Raw genomic sequence first — 18468 nt, forward strand, 5'->3', positions numbered from 1 at the left:
ATGGGGACGGGGGAGTTCGTGGAGTCACTGCGGCCGGGCGACCCGGCGGAGATCGGCGGCTACCGCCTGCTGGCCCGGCTCGGCGAGGGAGGCATGGGCGAGGTGTTCCTGGCCCGTACGGTCTCCGGCCGGCCGTTGGCCCTGAAGACCGTGCACCGCGAGCTCAGCCTCCAGCCTGACTTCGCCGAACGGTTCGCCGGGGAGATACGCGCCAACGACCGTGTCCGCTGCGCCTGGACGGTCTCGGTGGTGGACTTCAGCCCCCCGGGTACGGCACCGCAGTGGCTGGCGACCGAGTACGTCGCCGCGCCGTCGCTGGGGGACTGGGTGCGCGCGCACGGGCCTCTGACCGCACCCGCAGTGGAATGCCTGGCCCGGGAGCTGTCGGCCGCGCTGGTCGCCGTGCGGGCGGCGGGGGTGGTCCACCGCGACATCAAACCGGGGAACGTACTGCTCGGCCGGGAGCGGCCCGTCCTCATCGACTTCGGCATCGCCCGTGCGGTGCAGGACCCGCGCCGCACCCGGACGGGCGCGGTGATCGGCACGCCCGGATTCCTGGCGCCGGAGCAGGCGACCGGCCATGTCGCCGGGGCGCCGGCGGACGTGTTCTCCCTCGCCGCGGTCCTCGTGTACGCCGCCACCGGCCGCAGCCCGTTCCTGGCGGCGGGTGAGGAGCTGGACCTCCCTGCCCTCCTGTACCGGATCGTCCACGGCGAGCCCGTGCTCGACGGCGTACCGGAGGCGATCCTGCCCCTGGTGGGGGAGTGCCTGGTCAAGGACCCGGGCCTGCGTCCGACCGCCGAGGAGGTACGGTCACGGGTCGACGCCGCCGCAGGGCCGGAGTGGAGCGCGGCGGTGCCACCGGCCCTCCCGGGCGAGGTCGCCCGCAGGGAAGCCGAACTCCGGCTCCTCCTCACCACCCCCCGGCCCCCCGGCCCCGCCCCTGCGGGGCCCGACCCCACTCCGGCCGCCCCGCCCCCTCCGAGCGCCCCGCCGGCCGTCCCGGCCGGTCCAGCCGTCCCGGCCACCTCGGCCGCTGCCGGACGCCGGAGCGCACGTGCGTGGCGCAGACCGCCGGGGCGGTCCCTGCTGCTCGGCGCGGCGGCCGGCGCGGCCGTACTGGCCGCCGCTGCCGCCGTCCTCCCGGTCCGGTTCTCCTGGAACGGTGACGGAGCCGAGACGGCGTCCCCTTCGGACAGCCCGGCCCCGTCCCCGTCGGCGGCCTCGACCTCGCCCCCGCCGTCGGCGCAGGCACTGCCCGCGTCCTGGGCGGGTACGTGGTCCGGCGTCGGCCCCGGCACCCCGGACGCGGACGGCGTCCTCCGTGCGCGGACGGGGGAGTTCACCGTCACGGTCACCCTCAAACCCGGGGTCGTGGGCGAGGTGGTGGGCCGGCAGGTCAGCGAGGTCCAGGAGACCTCCAGCGGGCGCGACCTGGGATGCACGGAAGCCCTCGAACTGCGGCAGGTCGGCCGCGACACCGCGGTCTTCGCCGCCGTGACCAGTCATCCCACGGACCGGGCGGCGACCTTCGACTGTCCCCGCGGCAATCTCTACGTGCTCACCATGGCGGATCCGGACCGGTTGACCCTGGAGTCGGAGGGCGCCCAGTCCGCGGGCGCCCCCGCAGCCCTGACCCGCCGCCGCTGACCCGGTCGCAGCACCGGGGTGACCGCTCACCGCTCACCGATCGAGGAAACGAGGGATGCGCACGGCCACGCAGGACCAGGTCGACATGGCACGTGGTCAGGTGTTCGGGGAGGTCGCCGAACTCTACGACGCAGCCCGTCCGGGATATGCGGACGCCCTGGTCGCGGAGGTGCTGGCGTACGCGGCACTGGGCGGACGCGCCGCGCTGGAAGTCGGCCCCCGACCTGCGTGAGCAGGTCCTCGCCGAGACGGTCCGGGTCCTGGAGGCCCACGGCGGCTGCATCGACCTCAGTTGCGGCAGGTCACCGAGAAGGGCACCTGGTTGGAGGCGGTGTGGACGGGATCACGGATCTCCACGCCGATCCTGCTGTCCAGCGTCCCGGATTTCGAGTACGTGGTCAGGCGCACCGTGTCCTGTCCCGTGGCGGCTGCGGTTCCCCCGAGCGTCATGACGCGCCAGTGCGGATCGACCACCGAGCCGTCCTCGGACACCCAGCGGTAGGAGATCCGGGCGGGCTGCGAGGCGGTGAACGTCGCCGTGAACGTGGGAGCCCGGTCGGCCGGCGGTGAGCAGGCGCCCGCATAGGCCGTGTTGGAGCCCGAGACCGCCACCCGTACGGCCGACGCGTCGGGCGAACTCGCCCCGACGGGGACCTGGCCGGCGCTCGCGCCGGCACCTGCCTCGCCTTGGACGAGTACGTAGCCCAGGGCGGACCCGACCAGGAGGACGGCGGCCCCGCCGGCCACCATCGCGGCCCGCCCCCGTCGCCTGCGTCGAGGGGCGCCGGGTGACGGGACAGGGGAGGCCGCGTGGGATGCGGCGGGCGTGGCGGCGGGCGCTCCTGCGGCCGGGGCTTCGAGGGGCGCGACCACCGGCGCATCGACGGTCTCCGGCTCCGCCCCCGGCTCCGGTGCCGGTCCTGTCCCCGGCTGCGGATCCCGCTCCGCCGCGGAATCCGCGGACCACGCGCCGCCGCCCTGCACGATCGTCCGCAAGGCCTCGGCGACGGACCGGGCCGGGGTCCGCTCGGCCGGCTCCTTGCGGAGCAGGCCTTCGATGACGGGGGAGAGGGGGCCGGCACGGCGCGGGGACGGAGGATCCGATTCGACGACGGAGCGCAGTGTGCTCAGCGCCGTGTCCTGCCGGAACGGGGACACGCCCTCGACGGTCGCGTACAGCAGCACGCCCAGGGACCACAGGTCCGACTCGGGGCCCGAGGTCCCGCCCAACGCCCGCTCCGGGGGCAGGTACTCGGGGGACCCGATCACTTCGCCAGCCATGGTCAGGGCCGTACTGCCCTCGACCACGGCGATGCCGAAGTCACTGAGCACCACCCGCCCGTCGTCGGAGATCAGCACGTTGGCGGGCTTCACGTCCCGGTGCTCGACCCCGACGGCGTGGGCGGCCCGGAGCGCGGTCAGTACCTCGGCGCCGATGTGCGCGGCGTGCTGCGGGGTGAGAGCCCCCTCGGTCCTCAGCACCTCGGCCAGCGACCGTCCGCGGATCAGCTCCATCACGATCCAGGGCCGGTCGCCGTCCATGACCACGTCGTGGATCGTCACGACGTTCCGGTCGGCTATCCGGGCCGCCGCCCACGCCTCCCGCTCCAGCCGGCTGTACAGCCGCGTGACGTCGCCGGTGCGCAGACCGGCCGGGGCGCGCACCTCCTTGACGGCGACGTCCCGTTGCAGCACCTCGTCGCGGGCGCACCACACGGTTCCCATACCGCCCTCGCCGAGGCGGGACAGCAGACGGTAGCGGCCTGCGACCAGCCGCCCACCGGCCGGTTGCTCCGGCGCGGTCTCCTCGTCGTACATCAGGGCGCTTCTCCGTTCGTCTTCCTTCGGGCTTGCCGCCACGCACCACACGTGCGGTCAGGCCCTCCGGTTCGACGCGATGGCGAGAAATCCGCGAAACGAGACAGAACGGAGGCGAACCGTCTCCGGGATCGGGGTCGGCGGCGGTCTGACCGGAGCCGCCGCGCCCACCTACCGGGACCCGGTCGGGCAGAACTCGGCGGTGAGCAGGCCGTTGAAGACGCCGAGGCCGCTCCAGTCGCCGTTGACCTGGCTGGTGAGCAGGTGCTTGCCGTCGCGGGATCCCATGGTGTACGTCCATGAGCCGTACGTGGCGCCCGCATTGCCCCAGACCGTGGCGCCGCACGGCAGCGTCTGGGAGAACACGCCCAGGCCGTAGCGCGTGTCGGGGATCCACGGCACGGGGCCTCGGGTCTCGACGGTGGTGAACATCTCCCGCTGCTGCTCCGCGGGCAGCAGGCGTCCGCCGAGCAGCGCGCCGAAGAACCGCTGCAGGTCGCCGGTGGTCGACACGATGCCGCCGGCGGCCCAGGCGAAGGACTGGTTCATCTCGGTCGCATCGTGGATCGCAGGCTGTGTGTCGGAGGAGAAGAGGGTGGAGTAGTGGCGGGGGTGCGGCCCGCGGAGCGTCGGCCCGGTGCCCGGCAGGTAGGTCCGGTCCAGCTTCAGCGGCCGCAGGACCAGGCGGTCGAGCTCCGCGCCGAAGTCCCGCCCCGTGGCCTTCTCGACGATCATCGCAGCCAGGACGTAGTTGGTGTTGGAGTAGAGGAAGGCCTCGCCGGGGGCGAAGAGCGGCGGATGGGCCAGGCCGATCCTGACCAGCTGCTCGGGGGTGTAGGTGGCGTAACGGTTGCGGAACCACTCCGCGCCGACCCCCTTCTTGAAGAACTCCGCGTCGTTGCCGTAGTTGAAGACACCGCTGGTGTGGTTGAGCAGTTGCCGCAGGGTGATCTCGCGGCCGTCGTAGCCGCTGCCCGCGACCAGGCCGGGGAGCCACTGTTCCACCGTGTCGTCCAGGCCCAGCCTGCCCTCGGCCACCAGCCGCAGGACCACGGCGGCGGTGAACGCCTTGGTGGCGCTCCCGATCCGGAACTGCTCCGACTGCCGGCGCTTCTGCCCGGTCGCGGTGTCGGATGCGCCCGCAGAGCCGAACCACCCGCCGGGCCCGTCGCTGACCTCGGCGACGATGCCCGGGGCACCGCCCTTGGCCACGGCGTCGTCCAGGGCCCGCTGCACCGCGGCACGGTCGGGACGAGACGGAGCGGCCGCGGCAGGGGCGGACAGGGCGCCGCAGGCCAGCGTCATCGCGGCGATGAGCGGCCCGGCCTTGGCGGAGAAGGAGCTTTTCATGTCGTTACGTCCCTTCAGAGGGTCGCCGCCCGGGGTGGGCAGATGACTCCACTCGTTCGCGGTTGAGTAAACGCTAAGTTGCATTCACTGATTCGTCAATCGATCTACCTCTTGAAATCTCGAACTTGCAGGTAAGACGTGCTTTGTTTCTTGCAATGACCTTGAAGGTGAAAGCAAGGCTGGTGGATGTCTTGCAATGGCTAGGCGCCGAACGCAATACTGCCCCCACGGGGAAGCCGTGACGCGGACGAGGAGGCGAAGCCGATGCCCGGAGGCAGGTTGACCCACGAGGACCGGCGCATCATCGCGGAGGGGCTGTCCGAAGGGGGCAGCTACACGGAGATCGCAGGCCGCCTGGACCGACCCATCTCCACCGTCACCAGAGAGGTGGCCCGCAACGGTGGCCCCGACGGATACCGGGCCGACGCGGCGCAGCAGGCGACCCGAAGGCGGGCGCGCCGCCGTGGACCGGCCGCGCCTCCGGACCCTTCTCCGTCGACCGCTGTCACTGCCGCCCACGGGCGCGATCCCGCGGCCGTTCAGCAGTTGGAGGAGCAGTTCACCACGATGATGGTCGACACGGGTCTACCGCGGATGACGGCCCGCGTGCTGACCTGCCTGTACGTGACCGACGACGGCAGTCTGACCGCAGCAGAGCTCGCCCAGCGCCTTCGGGTCAGCCCCGCCTCCGTGTCCAAGGCCGTAGGAGAACTCGAACGGCAGGAACTCATCAGGCGTGAACGCGACCCCCGCCGCAGGCGCGACCGGTACGTCATCGATGCCGACGCCTGGTTCCGCGGCTGGATGGCCAGCGCCCGCCAGAACACCATGCTGGCGGATTTCACCCGGCAGGCCGCCCGGATTCTCGGCGCGACCACCCCCGCCGGAACGCGCCTGCAGGACATCGGCGACTTCTTCGAGCACGTCGGCCGGGCCATGGTCCAGGCGGCCGACGAATGGCAGCAGGCCTACACGCGCAAGTCCGAAAGCGCAGCTCCGCTCGTCACGGACCAAGCACGCGGCATCCGGGGTTGAGGACGTCGGGCGCGCGCGTAACGGGCGGGGGCGTGAGCGCAGAGACCGCTCCAGCCGATGATCAAGGACGCGATGTCAAGGTCGAGGACCACAAGGACCGGGGCGTTTGCTGCGTGACGCTCTGTCATGACCGGCCGACAAACCCGTGGATACGATCCCGGTGACTCGCACCAGACGGAACGGACCCCTTGTGAGCCTTCGCCAGATCGAGCCCAAGCAGCGCGGATTCCTCATCGTCAACTCCCACCCCGAAGGCGCCGCACACACCGTCCGCCGCATGTGGGACGCCATCCCGGCCCGCACCGACGGACGCCGCCCGGTGGCGCTGATCCTCGGGCACTCGGCCGGCTACGGTCTCGCCACGCTCCTGACCGGTCTGCGCCAGCACGGCATCCGCGGCATCGGCGTCGCCTTCGAGGCCCCCGACACCGGACGGCGCACCGCGACCGCCGGCTGGTACCGCACCGCAGCCGCCGCCCGGCTCGCGGCGGACGGCGGGCACGACATCCGGTTCGTGAACGCCGACGCCTTCTCCACCGATGCGAAGACCGAGGTCGCCGACCTGGTCGAGGAGCACTACGGTCCGGTCGACTACCTCGTCTACAGCCTCGCCGCGCCCCGCCGCACGGACCCGGCGACCGGCACCGTCCACCACTCCGTGATCAAACCGCTCGGCGCCGCCTACGAGGCACCCGCGCTGGACTTCTCCGGCACCGACCCGCAGGTCTCCCGGTCCCGGATGGAACCCGGCACCGCCGAGGAGACACGGGCGACGGTCGCGGTGATGGGCGGCGACGACTGGCAGCTCTGGGTAAGTGCCCTGGCCGACCGCGGGCTCCTCGCCGAGCGGTTCACGACCGTGGCCCTGACCTACGTCGGATCGGAGGTGACCGCGCCGGTGTACCGGCAGGGCACCATCGGCGCCGCCAAGGAGCACCTGGAGCGGACCGCCCGCGACCTGAGCGCCTCCGCTCCCTTGAAGGAGAAGGAGGGCCGCGCCTTCACGGTCGTGGCCGGCGCCGCGGTCACCCAGGCTTCCGGCGCCATCCCCTCCATCGCCCTGTACACCGCCTTCCTGCGCACCGTCCTCGGTGAGGACGGCTTCCGCACCACCGCCGAGCAGGCCGCGGACCTGTGGGACCAGCTGGAAGGGCGTGCCCCGCTCGTCCTGGACGGGGCGGGCCGCATCCGGCTCGACGGCTGGGAGCTCGACGACCACGTCCAGGACCGCGTCCGCACGCTCTGGGCCGACCCCGAGCGAGGCCTCGAAGCAGCCCGACCCGGGGCCGACTGGTTCATGAGCCAGGTCCGGGAGCTGTACGGCTGGGGCGTCGACGGCACGGCCTATGACCAGCCCGTCGAAGCCGACGTGCCGTGGCCGGCGCGGTAGAGCGAGGACGGCGGCTCGCCGGATCCTCAAACAGCCACAAGCCGTGACATTCGGTGAGATTCGGGTGGTCTCGGGGTGACTCGGCCCATAGGGCCCATGTCACATACGAGCGGGGGTAGTAGGTGCGAAGGCCGCGTGGCGCGGTGGGGCGGGGCCTCGGGCGGGGTGTGCTCGGGTCGTCCGCGTGTGTCTGCGAGGGCTCGTAGTAGGAGGGGGCGTTGTCAGGGGGTGGGGGCGTGGGTAGAACTGGATGCGTCGCAGGGCGGCCCGGGTAGTCACCGGCCGCTGACGAACCCCTCTCCTTGGCGTGAGTGGCTCACGCATGTCCTCGGCATGCCGCGATCGTCCTCGTCCCCTTCGGAAGGCCAGCTCGTGTCCTCTGTCATCCGCCGCATCGCCGCTTCCAAGAAGACCTTCGCGGGTTCCGTCGTCGCCCTGGGTGTCGCCGGTTCCATGCTCGCCACGGTTCCCGCCCAGGCGGCCCCGACGAGCGCCAAGGCGATCGCGCAGCAGATGATCAAGGACCCGGCGCAGTTCGCGGCCTTCGACAAGATCGTCTCCCATGAGAGCGGCTGGAACTACCAGGCCACGAACGCGTCGTCGGGTGCGTACGGTCTGGTCCAGGCCCTGCCGGCGTCGAAGATGGCCTCCGCCGGTGCCGACTGGAAGACCAACCCGGCCACGCAGATCAAGTGGGGTCTGGACTACATGAACTCCCGCTACGGCTCCCCGGTCCAGGCCTGGAACTTCTGGCAGGCCAACCACTGGTACTGAGCCACCAGCGGACAAGGACCACAGGACGGACACACGAAAACGCTCGGCCGGAAACCCCCGGCCGAGCGTTTTCGCGTATGCAGCCACCTGGCCCATCGGCACGGGCGGCGGGAAAGAGAAAGAGAAAGAGAGGGGAAGAAGGAGAACCCACCTCTTGCCACTCTCAACTTATAGCGCACGGGGGGTCTTGCGGCAAGGCCCCCCTGGTACTCCAAAATCGCTCTCCTCAACCGGAACTTGCAGGAAACGAGGGATTCGTGGAGTGCGTGCGCTTTGTCCGTGGCGCCGGACTCCGCGGGAGACCTCGCGGATGGAGCCGCTGACATGACCCCTCTGACCACGAGCGTGTTCGACCTTCCCGGCCATCTCTCGGCCAAGGCCGACCCGGCGCTGACCGCCGAGGACGAGCAGCACTTCGCCGCCCTCGCGGAGTGCCTCCAGCAGTCCATCGCCGAAGTCTCCGACCGTCTCGACGCCGCACGCCGGGCCCCCGGCGGCCTGGGGCAGCAGGCGATGGACCGCGACGCGGAGATCCACCGGCTGACCGCCCGCCTGCGCACGCTGCGCCGCTTCGGCCTGGACCTGTGCCTCGGGCACATGGTGTGCGCGGACGACCCCGAGCCCGTGTACGTCGGACGGCTCGGCCTCACGGACGGCACGGGCCGCCGGCTGATCGTCGACTGGCGTTCCCCGGCGGCCGAGCCGTTCTTCGGCGCCACGCACGCCGACCCGATGGGGTTGGCGAGCCGCCGCAGGTACCGCTGGACGCGCGGCCGCATCAGTGACTACTGGGACGAGGTGTTCACCCCGGAGGGGTTCGCCGGGCACGCCGCGCTCGACGACCAGTCCGCGTTCATCGCCAGCCTGGGCAGCAACAGGTCACCCCGGATGCGGGACGTGCTCGGCACCATCCAGGCCGACCAGGACGCCATCATCCGTGCGGGCTCCCGCGGAGCCCTCGTCGTCGACGGCGGCCCGGGAACGGGCAAGACCGTCGTCGCGCTGCACCGCTCCGCCTACCTCCTCCACTCCGATCCCCGCCTCGGTCACCGGCGCGGCGGCGTGCTGTTCGTCGGTCCGCACCGGCCCTACCTGTCGTACGTGTCCGACGTCCTCCCGAGCCTCGGAGAGGACGGCGTGCAGACCTGCATCCTGCGCGACCTCGTCGCCGAGGGGGCCACGGCCGAGGCCGAGGCCGACCCGGAGACGGCCCGCCTGAAGTCCTCGGCGGACCTGGTGGGGGCGATCGAGAAAGCCGTCAGGTTCTACGAGGAACCGCCCGCAGAAGGGATGACGGTCACGACCCCGTGGTCCGACATCTGGCTGAGCGCTGACGACTGGGCCACGGCGTTCGCAGCGGCCGAACCCGGCACCCCGCACAACGAGGCGCGCGAACAGGTCTGGGAGGAACTGGTCACGCTCCTCATGGACAAGCACGAGGAGGAGCACGAGGACGAGGACGAGGCCGAGGACGAGGCCGAGGACGAGGGCGACGGGTACGCGGACGGCGGCGGCGTCCCGCGCGATCTGCTGCGCAGGTCGCTGGCGCGGAACCGGGAGCTGGTCACGGCCTTCCACCGCGCCTGGCCGCTGCTCGAAGCGGCCGACCTCGTCGGCGATCTGTGGTCGGTGCCCGCCTACCTGCGGATGTGCGCCCCCTGGCTCGGCCCCGACGAGGTGGAGAAGCTGCAGCGCGCCGAGCCCCAGGCCTGGACGCTGTCCGACCTGCCGTTCCTGGACGCGGCACGACAGCGCCTCGGCGACCCGGAGGCGGCCCGACGCAGGCGCCGGAACGAGGCCGCGCTCGCCGCCCAGCGCGAGCAGATGGCCCAGGTCGTCGACAACCTGATCGCGGCCGCGTCCGACTCCGGCGCCGACGGTGACGAGGGCGAAGGCCTGGTGACCATGCTGCGCGGCCAGGACGCGCAGGTCAGCCTGGTCGACGAGGCCGAGCTGTCCACTGCCGACCCCGATCTCCTCGCCGGCCCGTTCGCGCACGTCGTCGTCGACGAGGCGCAGGAACTGACCGACGCCGAATGGCAGATGCTGCTCCAGCGCTGCCCCTCCCGGAGCTTCACCATCGTCGGTGACCGCGCCCAGGCCCGGCACGGGTTCACGGAGTCGTGGCAGGAACGGTTGCAGCGGGTCGGGCTCGACCGGATCAGCCTCGCCCCCCTGACCGTCAACTACCGGACGCCGGAGGAGATCATGGCGGAGGCCGAGCCGGTGATCCGGGCCGCCCTCCCGGACGCCAACGTGCCGACCTCCATCCGCGTCGGAGGAGTCCCCGTCGTCCACGGCCGCGTGTCGGACCTCGGCCCCGTCCTCGACGCGTGGCTCGCCGAGCATGCGGAGGGGACCGTGTGCGTCATCGGCGACCCGACGTTCCCGGCCACGGACCGCGTCCGGTCGCTGACCCCCGAGCTGTCGAAGGGCCTGGAGTTCGACCTGGTGGTCCTCGTCGACCCGGAGTCGTTCGGTGACGGGATCGAGGGTGCGGTCGACCGGTACGTCGCGATGACGCGGGCGACCCGGCAACTCGTCGTCCTCCAGGACTCCTCCCTGCCGCGGTGACGGCCGCCGTCGACCGTCGGCGACCGCTACGGCTGCGGCCACTACGACGATCAGTGGTGCCGGGCAGGTGGGCGGGGGCCGGCGACCGCCTCCGCGAGGAGGCGGCGGCCGGCCGGAGTGCCGAGGACGCCGCGCAGAGCCGTGTCCCGTACGGCCCGCGCCGGGGCCGAACGGAACGGTCCAGGTGCGGGTGGCGAGATCGGTGCGGGCCAGCACGCCCAGGGCGTCGGCGCGACGGGCGCGCCGCCACGCCGCGAGCGCGCCGTCCGCCGGGGCAGCGCCGGGGGCCGCCCCCGGCAGTACGGCGGCGAGCGAGACGGCGTCCCGTAGCCCCAGGTTGAGCCCCTGTCCGCCGATCGGGCTGCACACGTGGGCGGCGTCGCCGATCAGCAGCACCCGGCTGCTCCCGTGGTGTGCGGCCAGACGCCGGTGGGTGCGGGACGTACTCGTCCAGCGGCATTCGCGGACGGTGGCCGTCCATCGCCCGGCGGCCGCCTCCGCGGCGAGCCAGCCGGACGGTCCGCACCTTCCTGCGCGGCACCGGCGGCAGGTGCAGCACCACCCGCGCCCAGCCGTCGAGGTGCATCGGCAGCACCACCAGCAGACCGCGCGGTCCGCCGGTCATGTGCACGCGGCCCGGATCCATCGAGGGGTCCCCGACCCGCAGATCGGCGAGGTGCCAGGTGCCGGCTAGGTCCGGCCGGGGAACGCCGTACCGGCCAGGCCCGCAGTGTGCTCGACGCGCCGTCGGCCGCCACCACCCGGCGGGCGCGCAGAGGTTCGAGGGCGTCCGAGCGGACCGTGACGCCGGCGGCGTCCTCGTCGGCCCAGCGGGTCCAGCGCATCGGCCAGCCCGCTCGGGGCCAGCGCCTAAAGGTCCGCGCGTGCAGGTCGGTCGCCCGGGACTGGGTGACCGGCCCGGGCCGCCGTTCCAGCACCACCACGCCGAGCCCCGCCCGGGCGAGCAGCAGCGCCGCGCTCAGCCCGACCGGCCCCGCCCCGACCACCACCGCGTCCGTGTCGACTCCCGTGCCCGGACCCCTGGCCGCGGCCGGGGAAGGCAAGCCGCTGATCGGCGGTGCCCGTTCGGGGGCCGGCTTCGTGGGGGTTTCGAGGGAGCGCTTGGAGGAGCGCCGGGGGAACCAGCCCGCGCCGCCGAGGATCCAGCCGCCCGTGGGACCTCGCTCAGGGTCGGCCGGTCAGGGCGCGCACCAGTCGCTCGACCCGGTCCTGCGGTGCGGGGGAGTCGGGGCTGCTCGTCATCAGGAGGTGGTGCAGCGTGCCCACGAGGGCGAGTGCGGCCGAGCCCGTGTCCATGCCCGGACCCACGCGCCCGATCGCCTGCTCGGCATCGAGGTAGGTCTGTACGGAGGTTTGGATCGTGTCGAAGCCGGGAGCGCCTGCGGCCCAGGCCTCGCGTACCCGCTGTGCCGCGGCCGGCCGGGTCACCGCCAGACCGACGACCCCCGGATCCAGGGACAGGACCGCCGCGGCCAGCTCCATCAGGTTGTCGGCCACCGCGTCGCAGCCGGCCTTCGCCGGCAGCGACGCCGCCAGTGTGGCGGAGCGGCTGAAGCGGTCCAGCACCAGCTCCGCCACGAACTCGTCGAGCCCCGCGAAGTGGGCGTGCAGCACCCCCTTCCCGCAGTCCGCCTCGGCCGTGATCGCCCGGCTGGTCAGGGCCGACGCCCCGTCCCGGGCGAGCACGCGCTCGGCGGCGTCGAAGAGCCGCGCGCGCAGATCGGGGATGGCCACTCCACGAGGTGACACCAAGTCCTCCGGAAAGAAAGGGATTGCAGGTATGGGCGAACGCCCATACTGTTTGGGCGCATGCCCATTTTAGGGGCGGGTGCCCGACCGCGTACGCCCGTCCGCAAGGAGGTCCCATTCGTGCACGCCATCGCGAACTCCAGCCAGGCCCAGGCCTGGAACGGCTACGAGGGCGCCCACTGGGCCGCCCACCAGAACCGCTGGGACGCCGTCAACGCCGGCTTCGACCGGCCCCTGTTCGAGGCCGCGGCCATCGCCCCCGGCGAACGCGTCCTCGACATCGGTTGCGGTGCGGGATCCACGACCCGGCAGGCCGCCCGTGCAGCCGCACCCGGCGGTGAGGCCGTCGGCCTCGACCTCTCCGGTCCCATGCTGGAACGAGCCCGGGCGAGCGCCGACGGCGAAGGCCTCGCCAACGTTCGCTTCGAACTCGGCGACGCCCAGGTCCACCCCCTCGACCGCGGCGCCTACGACCTCGCCATCAGCCGCTTCGGCATCATGTTCTTCGCCGACCCCGCAGCGGCGTTCGCGAACATCGCCACGGCGCTGCGCCCCGGTGGCCGGGTGGCCCTGCTCTGCGCCGCCGAGCCCGAAGGCAACGAGTGGCTGACCGCGCTGACCGCCCTCGCCGACCTCCTCCCGCTGCAAGGCTTCGGCAAGCCCGGCGGACCCGGGATGTTCTCCCTCTCCGCGCCCGACGCGGCCGCCGCACTGCTGAGCGCCGCAGGGCTGCGTGACGTCCGCGCCACGCACGTCACGGCGTACGGGACCTGGGGACGCGACGCGGCTGACGCGGCGGGGTTCCTGCTGGACTCCGGCCCCGGCCGACACCTCGTCGCACAAGCCGGCCCCGACCTCGGCGACCGTGCCAGGGCCCGCTTGACCGACCTGCTGCGCCGCCACGCGTCCGACGGCGTCCTGCGACTGCGGAGCACCGGCTGGCTGCTCACCGCGACGGCGCCGGCGCCGTGCGGTGGCGGTCGGACGGCGCCGGCCCCGTCGGGTGCCCGGCGCCCTACCAGCGGGGGCGCGCCGCTGCAGGGTTGAGCTTGGAGTTGAGCGCCGTCAGGAAGGTCGGGAGTTTGTCCACCGCGGATCTGGGAACCGGGATCACCTGGACCGTGTCCCGCACCACGTCCTGGACGACGAGCCTGTAGGCGCCGTCCTCCTCCACGAGTTCGGCGGCGTAGAGCAGTGTTTCCACCAGAAGTCCTTCTGTCGTCGGTCGGGGACGGGTCAGACACCCCATGACGTTTGAGGTCAAGCGGCATGGGGTTGCGCGTGGTGCGACCAGGCGGTCGCTTCGTCGTAGTGGGTGCGGGTCTTGAGGCATCCGTGGAGGATGCCGACGAGTCGGTTGCCTACCTGCCGGAGGGCTGGGTTGTAGCCGATCTCGCGTGCTCGCTGCTTGTCGTAGTAACGGCGGGCGCCGGGTGAGGCCCGCAGGGCGGAGAACGCCTGCGTCTGCAACGCGTCGGCGAGCCGGTTGTTGCGGACGTAGCGGGCCTGGACGGTGTGGCTCCTGCCGGAGGCACGGGTGATCGGGCTGGTGCCGGCGTAGTTCTTGCGGGCCTTCGCGGAGGCGTATCGGGTGGGGTCGTCTCCAACTCGGCTATCTGCTCGTTGAGGGCGATCAGGAGTCTGGCGTGAGCGGTGGCGGTGGCCGCGTAGGCGGCTGTGACCGACTCGGGCAGCCCGAGCTGCCGTTCGCGTAGCGCGGTCTGGATCACGGCCGCCTTCGCGTCCCGGTTGCGTCGGCGGGCGCGGGCCAGGACAGCGGCGATCTGGGCGCGGGTCAGCTTCGCCCCGGCTGCCGGGGTGGGGGCCTTGATCAGCAGCTCCAGGGCATCCGTGCTGGTCAGCGTGAGGTCCGCGTAGGCGTTCAAGGCGGCGGGAAAGTACTCCTGCAAGGCGGTGCGCAGCCTCTGGAAGGTGCGGGTGCGTTCCCAGATCAGGGTCTGGTGTGCGCGAGTGACGACCTTGACGGCCTGGGCCGCCTCGCTGTCCCCGGCCACCGGGCGGAGCTGGTCCCGGTCGATGCGGACCATGTCGGCCAGCGCGTGCGCGTCGCCCTTGTCGCTCTTGGCGCCGGAGGTCCCGTAGCGCTCCTTGAACCGGGCGACCTGCCGGGGGTTGACCGCATAGACCTGGTAGCCGGAGGCGATCAGGGCCTGCACCCACGAGCCGCGGTCGGTCTCGATCCCGACCACGACACCGGCCGCGTCCAAACCCTCGCCGCCGTGCCGGGCGACGAGTTCGTGCAGCTTCGCAATGCCCTCCACCCCCTCTGGCAGCTTCGCGGTGGCCAGCTTCCGGCCGGTCTCGTTCTGGATCTCGACGTCGTGATGGTCTTCGGCCCAGTCATCGCCGATCAGCAGCAACTCTTCCTCCTGGTCAAGTGCGTCACCATGCAGCCTGCGGAAGGCGCGGCACGCGGCCTAATGGATCCAGTGCTCACGCCCCACTGCCCGGCGGGCACGCCACCCCATCAGCGGTCTGGCCTCCCGGCCGACCAGCAGGGGCACGGTCTGACCCCAGAACTCGCAGTGGTTCCGGCGATGGAAGTGCCCACCTGCTGGCGGCTACGGAACCGAGTCTCTACGACCCGGCAAGTCCCATTAGGCGTGGTCGAGCCAGGCGTTCCACGCCTTGGCGGCCCGCTCCTCGTCGACGTCCTCGTCCATCGGGTGGAGCCAGCCGAGGTTGCCGGTGCCGGTGCCGGTGCCGGTGCCGGTGGCGACCGCGTCCCAGACCTGCTCGGGTGTGGCCGGCAGGTCCTGTTCGCGGCGGACCTCGAACTCTCGGGCCATGATCAGATCTCCTTCGTTGTCGATCAGGTGTCAGTAGGTGGGCGGCAGGGTGCTCAACAGCCGTTGCAGCGCGTTCGGCCGCCATTCGAGGGCGGCCCCGCCACCGGCTGCGTCGGCCAACCGCAGCTGCGGGAGCCGGCGGACGAGCGTGCCGACGGCCACCTCGGCCTGGAGCTTGGCCAGCGGGCCGCCGAGGCAGAAGTGCGGGCCGTTGCCGAAGCTCAGGTGCCGGTTGGCGGGGCGGGTCAGGTCGAGACCGTCGGGTCCTCGAAGCGCTCGGGGTCACGGTTGGCCGCGGCGAGGAACAGGTACACCAGTTCGCCCTCGCGCAGCGTCCGCCCGCCGATCTCGATGTCCTCGGCGACGACCCGGGGGATCGCTTGGGTCGGCGTGTCGTAGCGGGACAGCTCCTCGACGGCGGTGCGGATCAGCCCCGGGTCCTCTTGCAGCCGGGCCAGCTGGTCGGGGTGGCGCAGCAGGGCGAGGACGGTGTTGCCGACGAGGTCGTCGCCGGGGTCAGCCCGGCGGCGGACGAGGCGGCCGAGGTACTCCTCGTACTCGTCGATCGCCGTCTCGGTCCTGTCGATGCCCTCGGTCAGCCGCCCGAAACGGCGGAACCAGGCCTTGACCTGCGGGCGGTCCCCGGGCGGGCTGCCGAAGGGCTCGCAGACGACGGGCAGCGGCAGCGGGGCGGCGACCGCCTCGATCAGGTCCATGGTCGGCCCCGTCACGACCGCCTCGTCGACGATCCGGTCGACGAGGCGCTGGATGCCGTCGCGCAGGGCTTCGGCGCGCCGGGCGGTGAAGGCCCGGTTGGCCGGCTTGCGCAGCCGGGCGTGGTCCGGTGGTTCGGTGTACGTCGGGCCCGGCGGGGGCCTCCGTGAGCCGGGCCTCGTCCGTGGGTTCGGTCAGGTTCACGTCGACCGTTCTACCGCTGGGTGTTCATGGCGTCGGCAAGGCTCTTGGGCCGCATGTCGGTCCAGGCCTGCTCGACGTACTCCAGGCAGGCGGCTTTGGTGTCGGGGCCGTGGGCGACGGTCCAGCCCTCGGGGACGTCCGCGAACTGCGGCCACAGCGAGTGCTGGTTCTCGTCGTTGACGAGCACGAGGAAGGTGCCGTCCTGGTCGTCGAAGGGGTTGGTCACGGGAATCAGTCCTCCGGGTTGCGGGTTGCGGTCTCACCAGTTCACGGGTCCGGCGTCGTCGTGGTCCCGGTCGATCGGGGAGTTGAAGGGCAGCAGGTCGCCGTCGAAGCGGCCAGGGACGAAGTCGACCGCCAGCTTGGAGTTGTTGATCACGATGTGGACGAGGGCCTCGATCTGCCGCTCGGTCAGACCGGCCAACGCGCTGCCCCGCCGGAGCAGGATCTCGGCGACCTCGCCGTAGGTCAGCGGCCGGTCGCCCAGCTCGTCCGCATCGGCGTCGAGGATGCCGACGGGCACGTCCCGCTCGGTGGGAACGGGCACCTCCTCGAACGTCACGTCCTTCACCGGGTGGGCGTCGAGGATCGTCGCAGGCGAGGGCGCGGGCGATCAGCCCGCCGGCGGACCAGCCGAGCATCAGGTACGGGCCTTCCGGCTGGATCTTCTGGATCTGGTCGGCGTAGGCGTAGTCAGCCGCCAGCTCCTCGAATGACGTCGGCAGGGGTTCGCGCCGGCCGAGGCCGCGCGCCTGGATCGCGTACACCGGGTGCTGGGGCCCGGCGTGGTTCAGCAGCCCGCTACGTGGTTCAGCAGCCCGCTGTACGACCAGCTGATGCCGCCGCCGGGGTGGATGCAGAACAGTGGTGTGCCGGACCTCCGACTCTCCGGTGCGGCGCACGGACCGGGCAGACCCGACGGGAGACCGGCCCGCGATCCGGGTGGGGGGCGGGGCGGTCGGCGAAGCGCTCCATCCAGTACGCCCGGTCCGTGACGAACTGCGTCGAGGTGCGGTATTCGGCGTCCGCAGCCACCAGGTCGTCCAGCGAACCGAACGCGCACTGCGGCACCTTCCGGCCCTCGGCCAGCGCCGTGTACGTCTGCGTGACCCGCTGCCGGACGAGGGCGCAGCCGTACGCGTCCATCACCAGGTGGTGGTAGCCCTGGTGCCACAGGTGGCACGTCGGCGAGAGCCTGAAGCCCGAGGCTGAACAGCGGATCGCGACCGAGGTCGATCGGTCGGACGCGGTCGTCGCCCATCCATGCCCGGGCCGCCGCGAGCGGTGCCTGCTCCTCGCTGAGGTCGAGGAAGGCCGGCGCCCGGTCCCAGGTCCCTCGGACGACCTGGCGAGGACCGTCTCCGTCCTCGACGAAGGTCACGTGCAGGGCGTCGACCTCGCCGATGCGGACGCCCAGGTCGGTGCGCGGAACCGCTTCGGCGGCGGGCCGTGCGGGTGGGGCAGCGGGGGTCCGGGCCGCGCCCTCCAGGACCAGGGTGACGGCTCTGCGGACGAACCCGCCGACGTCCGTGGCGGTCACGCGCGCATCGTGCCGGACGAGGACCCCGCCGGTGACGGGGTGGGCGCGGGCGTCGGTGAGCCCGAGGACGCGCCGCAGGGTCGCGGCGACGATTTCGGCCGTCCGGGGCCGTCCCAGAACCGGCTTGACGTCCCGGCGCTGGCGGCCCGGGACGACCGAGCACGGGCGCACGCCCATATCCACGCAGCGATTCCCGGCCGCGGCACTCGGCAGAAACGGCATGTGTACGATCACCTGTTTGGTGGAGGTCGCGAAGGCCGTCACGGACGGACGGAGCGCTGCGACGGACTGGAAATGGGGAAGGAAATCGGTCGATCGGCCCTGCGATCGGACCGGTGCCCGGGCGTATCTATGCGATCCGGAACGGGTGAATGCGCCCGGGTGGTGACCGGAGCCTCCGGAAAGGAGTCAGCGGGTCTTGTCGACGCCCATGCCGGCGCCGGCATGGGCGGTCGTGCGGATCTTCGGGGTCCTCGCTTCGGCCCCGGGCCGGTCGGCGGCGGCGCCGCCCTTCTCGCCGCCGGGGGCGGCCTTCTCGGGGGTGACCCGCTGTCCATCACCCGAACGGGGCCCGGTGTCACCGGCGGCGATCTGTGCCGCCGCCATGTCGGCGGCCACCTCCGCCGCGAGGTCGTGGATGCTCTCTCCGGCCTCATGGGCCGCCTTCTTCACCTCGAGGGCGATGCCGACGGACGTCTTGATGACACCGCGCACCAGCGGCTTGAGGAGACGCTTGGCCAGTGGCGCGACGACGAGGCCGACCAGGAAGGGCGGGACTAGGGGCGGCATCATGCTCCAACCTCTGTACACGAACGTATGACGGGGACCCAGGCATTGCG

At 72.3% G+C, this 18468-nt stretch carries 19 protein-coding genes and 4 pseudogenes; 7 read left to right on the forward strand and 16 right to left on the reverse strand.

The window, feature by feature from the left end; all coding sequences use genetic code 11:
- Together ACSHWO_RS33320 and ACSHWO_RS33325 are read left to right on the forward strand one after the other, a co-directional pair.
- Positions 1 to 1650 (forward strand): serine/threonine-protein kinase, encoded by a 1650-nt coding sequence (locus tag ACSHWO_RS33320; protein ID WP_438318116.1) that lies wholly within the window; start codon positions 1 to 3, stop codon positions 1648 to 1650.
- A 55-nt stretch (positions 1651 to 1705) separates the two neighbouring features.
- Positions 1706 to 1882: a hypothetical protein gene (locus ACSHWO_RS33325; RefSeq protein ID WP_438318119.1), complete on the forward strand. Its 177-nt coding sequence runs from the start codon at positions 1706 to 1708 to the stop codon at positions 1880 to 1882.
- A gap of 56 nt (positions 1883 to 1938) precedes the next feature.
- On the opposite strand, the gene ACSHWO_RS33330 is transcribed toward ACSHWO_RS33325, so the two are convergent.
- Positions 1939 to 3468, reverse strand: coding sequence for a serine/threonine-protein kinase (locus ACSHWO_RS33330; RefSeq protein ID WP_438318122.1), 1530 nt, complete (start codon positions 3466 to 3468; stop codon positions 1939 to 1941).
- A gap of 171 nt (positions 3469 to 3639) precedes the next feature.
- Positions 3640 to 4818, reverse strand: a complete 1179-nt coding sequence (locus tag ACSHWO_RS33335; RefSeq protein WP_438318125.1) for a serine hydrolase domain-containing protein — start codon at positions 4816 to 4818, stop codon at positions 3640 to 3642.
- Between the two features lie 264 nt (positions 4819 to 5082).
- On the opposite strand from ACSHWO_RS33335, the gene ACSHWO_RS33340 reads away from it, so the two are divergent.
- From ACSHWO_RS33340 to helR, 4 genes are all read left to right on the forward strand, one after another.
- Positions 5083 to 5853, forward strand: coding sequence for a MarR family transcriptional regulator (locus ACSHWO_RS33340; protein ID WP_438318128.1), 771 nt, complete (start codon positions 5083 to 5085; stop codon positions 5851 to 5853).
- 190 nt (positions 5854 to 6043) lie between these two features.
- Positions 6044 to 7243: an enoyl-[acyl-carrier-protein] reductase FabV gene (locus tag ACSHWO_RS33345; protein ID WP_438318131.1), complete on the forward strand. Its 1200-nt coding sequence runs from the start codon at positions 6044 to 6046 to the stop codon at positions 7241 to 7243.
- 333 nt (positions 7244 to 7576) lie between these two features.
- Positions 7577 to 8017: a transglycosylase SLT domain-containing protein gene (locus ACSHWO_RS33350; RefSeq protein WP_438318134.1), complete on the forward strand. Its 441-nt coding sequence runs from the start codon at positions 7577 to 7579 to the stop codon at positions 8015 to 8017.
- Positions 8018 to 8341: 324 nt separating this feature from the next.
- Complete coding sequence (helR, locus tag ACSHWO_RS33355; protein ID WP_438318137.1) at positions 8342 to 10591, forward strand: RNA polymerase recycling motor ATPase HelR; 2250 nt, start codon at positions 8342 to 8344, stop codon at positions 10589 to 10591.
- Positions 10592 to 10831: 240 nt separating this feature from the next.
- Here helR and ACSHWO_RS33360 read toward each other — a convergent pair.
- The 3 genes and pseudogenes from ACSHWO_RS33360 to ACSHWO_RS33370 form a co-directional block, all read right to left on the reverse strand.
- Positions 10832 to 11056 (reverse strand): annotated as a pseudogene (locus ACSHWO_RS33360) (FAD-dependent monooxygenase); the annotation flags it as partial.
- The gene (locus tag ACSHWO_RS33365; RefSeq protein WP_438318140.1) at positions 10978 to 11655 is read right to left on the reverse strand and encodes an FAD-dependent oxidoreductase; all 678 of its coding nucleotides are present in this window, start codon (positions 11653 to 11655) and stop codon (positions 10978 to 10980) included. The pseudogene ACSHWO_RS33360 and the gene ACSHWO_RS33365, both read right to left, overlap by 79 nt.
- Before the next feature lie 121 nt (positions 11656 to 11776).
- Positions 11777 to 12361, reverse strand: coding sequence for a TetR/AcrR family transcriptional regulator (locus ACSHWO_RS33370; RefSeq protein WP_438318143.1), 585 nt, complete (start codon positions 12359 to 12361; stop codon positions 11777 to 11779).
- Between the two features lie 120 nt (positions 12362 to 12481).
- Between ACSHWO_RS33370 and ACSHWO_RS33375 the strand changes: the two genes are divergently transcribed.
- Complete coding sequence (locus ACSHWO_RS33375) at positions 12482 to 13408, forward strand: class I SAM-dependent methyltransferase (RefSeq protein ID WP_438318146.1); 927 nt, start codon at positions 12482 to 12484, stop codon at positions 13406 to 13408.
- Here the strand turns inward: ACSHWO_RS33375 and ACSHWO_RS33380 are convergent.
- From ACSHWO_RS33380 to ACSHWO_RS33430, 11 genes and pseudogenes are all read right to left on the reverse strand, one after another.
- A complete protein-coding gene (locus ACSHWO_RS33380) occupies positions 13377 to 13565 on the reverse strand; it encodes a hypothetical protein (protein WP_361102158.1) in 189 nt (62 codons plus the stop codon). The two genes, ACSHWO_RS33375 and ACSHWO_RS33380, sit on opposite strands and share 32 nt — an antisense overlap.
- A gap of 56 nt (positions 13566 to 13621) precedes the next feature.
- Positions 13622 to 14742 (reverse strand): annotated as a pseudogene (locus tag ACSHWO_RS33385) (IS110 family transposase).
- 237 nt (positions 14743 to 14979) lie between these two features.
- The gene (locus tag ACSHWO_RS33390) at positions 14980 to 15171 is read right to left on the reverse strand and encodes a hypothetical protein (RefSeq protein ID WP_438318149.1); all 192 of its coding nucleotides are present in this window, start codon (positions 15169 to 15171) and stop codon (positions 14980 to 14982) included.
- A gap of 30 nt (positions 15172 to 15201) precedes the next feature.
- A complete protein-coding gene (locus ACSHWO_RS33395) occupies positions 15202 to 15333 on the reverse strand; it encodes a hypothetical protein (RefSeq protein ID WP_438318152.1) in 132 nt (43 codons plus the stop codon).
- A gap of 24 nt (positions 15334 to 15357) precedes the next feature.
- Positions 15358 to 15420, reverse strand: a pseudogene (locus tag ACSHWO_RS33400) (hypothetical protein); the annotation flags it as partial.
- Positions 15417 to 15902, reverse strand: a complete 486-nt coding sequence (locus ACSHWO_RS33405) for a cytochrome P450 (protein ID WP_438318155.1) — start codon at positions 15900 to 15902, stop codon at positions 15417 to 15419. The pseudogene ACSHWO_RS33400 and the gene ACSHWO_RS33405, both read right to left, overlap by 4 nt.
- 197 nt (positions 15903 to 16099) lie before the next feature.
- Positions 16100 to 16315 (reverse strand): MbtH family protein, encoded by a 216-nt coding sequence (locus ACSHWO_RS33410; protein ID WP_385849889.1) that lies wholly within the window; start codon positions 16313 to 16315, stop codon positions 16100 to 16102.
- Between the two features lie 33 nt (positions 16316 to 16348).
- Complete coding sequence (locus tag ACSHWO_RS33415) at positions 16349 to 16660, reverse strand: hypothetical protein (protein WP_438318159.1); 312 nt, start codon at positions 16658 to 16660, stop codon at positions 16349 to 16351.
- Positions 16661 to 16745: 85 nt separating this feature from the next.
- Positions 16746 to 16991 (reverse strand): annotated as a pseudogene (locus tag ACSHWO_RS33420) (hypothetical protein); the annotation flags it as partial.
- Complete coding sequence (locus ACSHWO_RS33425; protein WP_438319331.1) at positions 16900 to 17310, reverse strand: condensation domain-containing protein; 411 nt, start codon at positions 17308 to 17310, stop codon at positions 16900 to 16902. The pseudogene ACSHWO_RS33420 and the gene ACSHWO_RS33425, both read right to left, overlap by 92 nt.
- 727 nt (positions 17311 to 18037) lie before the next feature.
- A complete protein-coding gene (locus tag ACSHWO_RS33430) occupies positions 18038 to 18421 on the reverse strand; it encodes a DUF5132 domain-containing protein (RefSeq protein WP_438318162.1) in 384 nt (127 codons plus the stop codon).
- Positions 18422 to 18468 lie beyond the last annotated feature (47 nt).

It is taken from the genome of Streptomyces pallidus (ex Mingjun et al. 2026) (assembly GCF_051550185.1).
Classification (GTDB): domain Bacteria; phylum Actinomycetota; class Actinomycetes; order Streptomycetales; family Streptomycetaceae; genus Streptomyces.

Excerpts from the sequence above, each read along its gene's own strand:
- ACSHWO_RS33320 (WP_438318116.1), top strand. The coding sequence starts at position 1 with ATGGGGACGGGGGAGTTCGTGGAGTCACTGCGGCCGGGCGACCCGGCG.
- ACSHWO_RS33325 (WP_438318119.1), top strand. The coding sequence starts at position 1,706 with ATGCGCACGGCCACGCAGGACCAGGTCGACATGGCACGTGGTCAGGTG.
- ACSHWO_RS33330 (WP_438318122.1), bottom strand. The coding sequence starts at position 3,468 with ATGTACGACGAGGAGACCGCGCCGGAGCAACCGGCCGGTGGGCGGCTG.
- ACSHWO_RS33335 (WP_438318125.1), bottom strand. The coding sequence starts at position 4,818 with ATGAAAAGCTCCTTCTCCGCCAAGGCCGGGCCGCTCATCGCCGCGATG.
- ACSHWO_RS33340 (WP_438318128.1), top strand. The coding sequence starts at position 5,083 with ATGCCCGGAGGCAGGTTGACCCACGAGGACCGGCGCATCATCGCGGAG.
- ACSHWO_RS33350 (WP_438318134.1), top strand. The coding sequence starts at position 7,577 with ATGCCGCGATCGTCCTCGTCCCCTTCGGAAGGCCAGCTCGTGTCCTCT.
- helR (WP_438318137.1), top strand. The coding sequence starts at position 8,342 with ATGACCCCTCTGACCACGAGCGTGTTCGACCTTCCCGGCCATCTCTCG.
- ACSHWO_RS33390 (WP_438318149.1), bottom strand. The coding sequence starts at position 15,171 with ATGGCCCGAGAGTTCGAGGTCCGCCGCGAACAGGACCTGCCGGCCACA.
- ACSHWO_RS33430 (WP_438318162.1), bottom strand. The coding sequence starts at position 18,421 with ATGATGCCGCCCCTAGTCCCGCCCTTCCTGGTCGGCCTCGTCGTCGCG.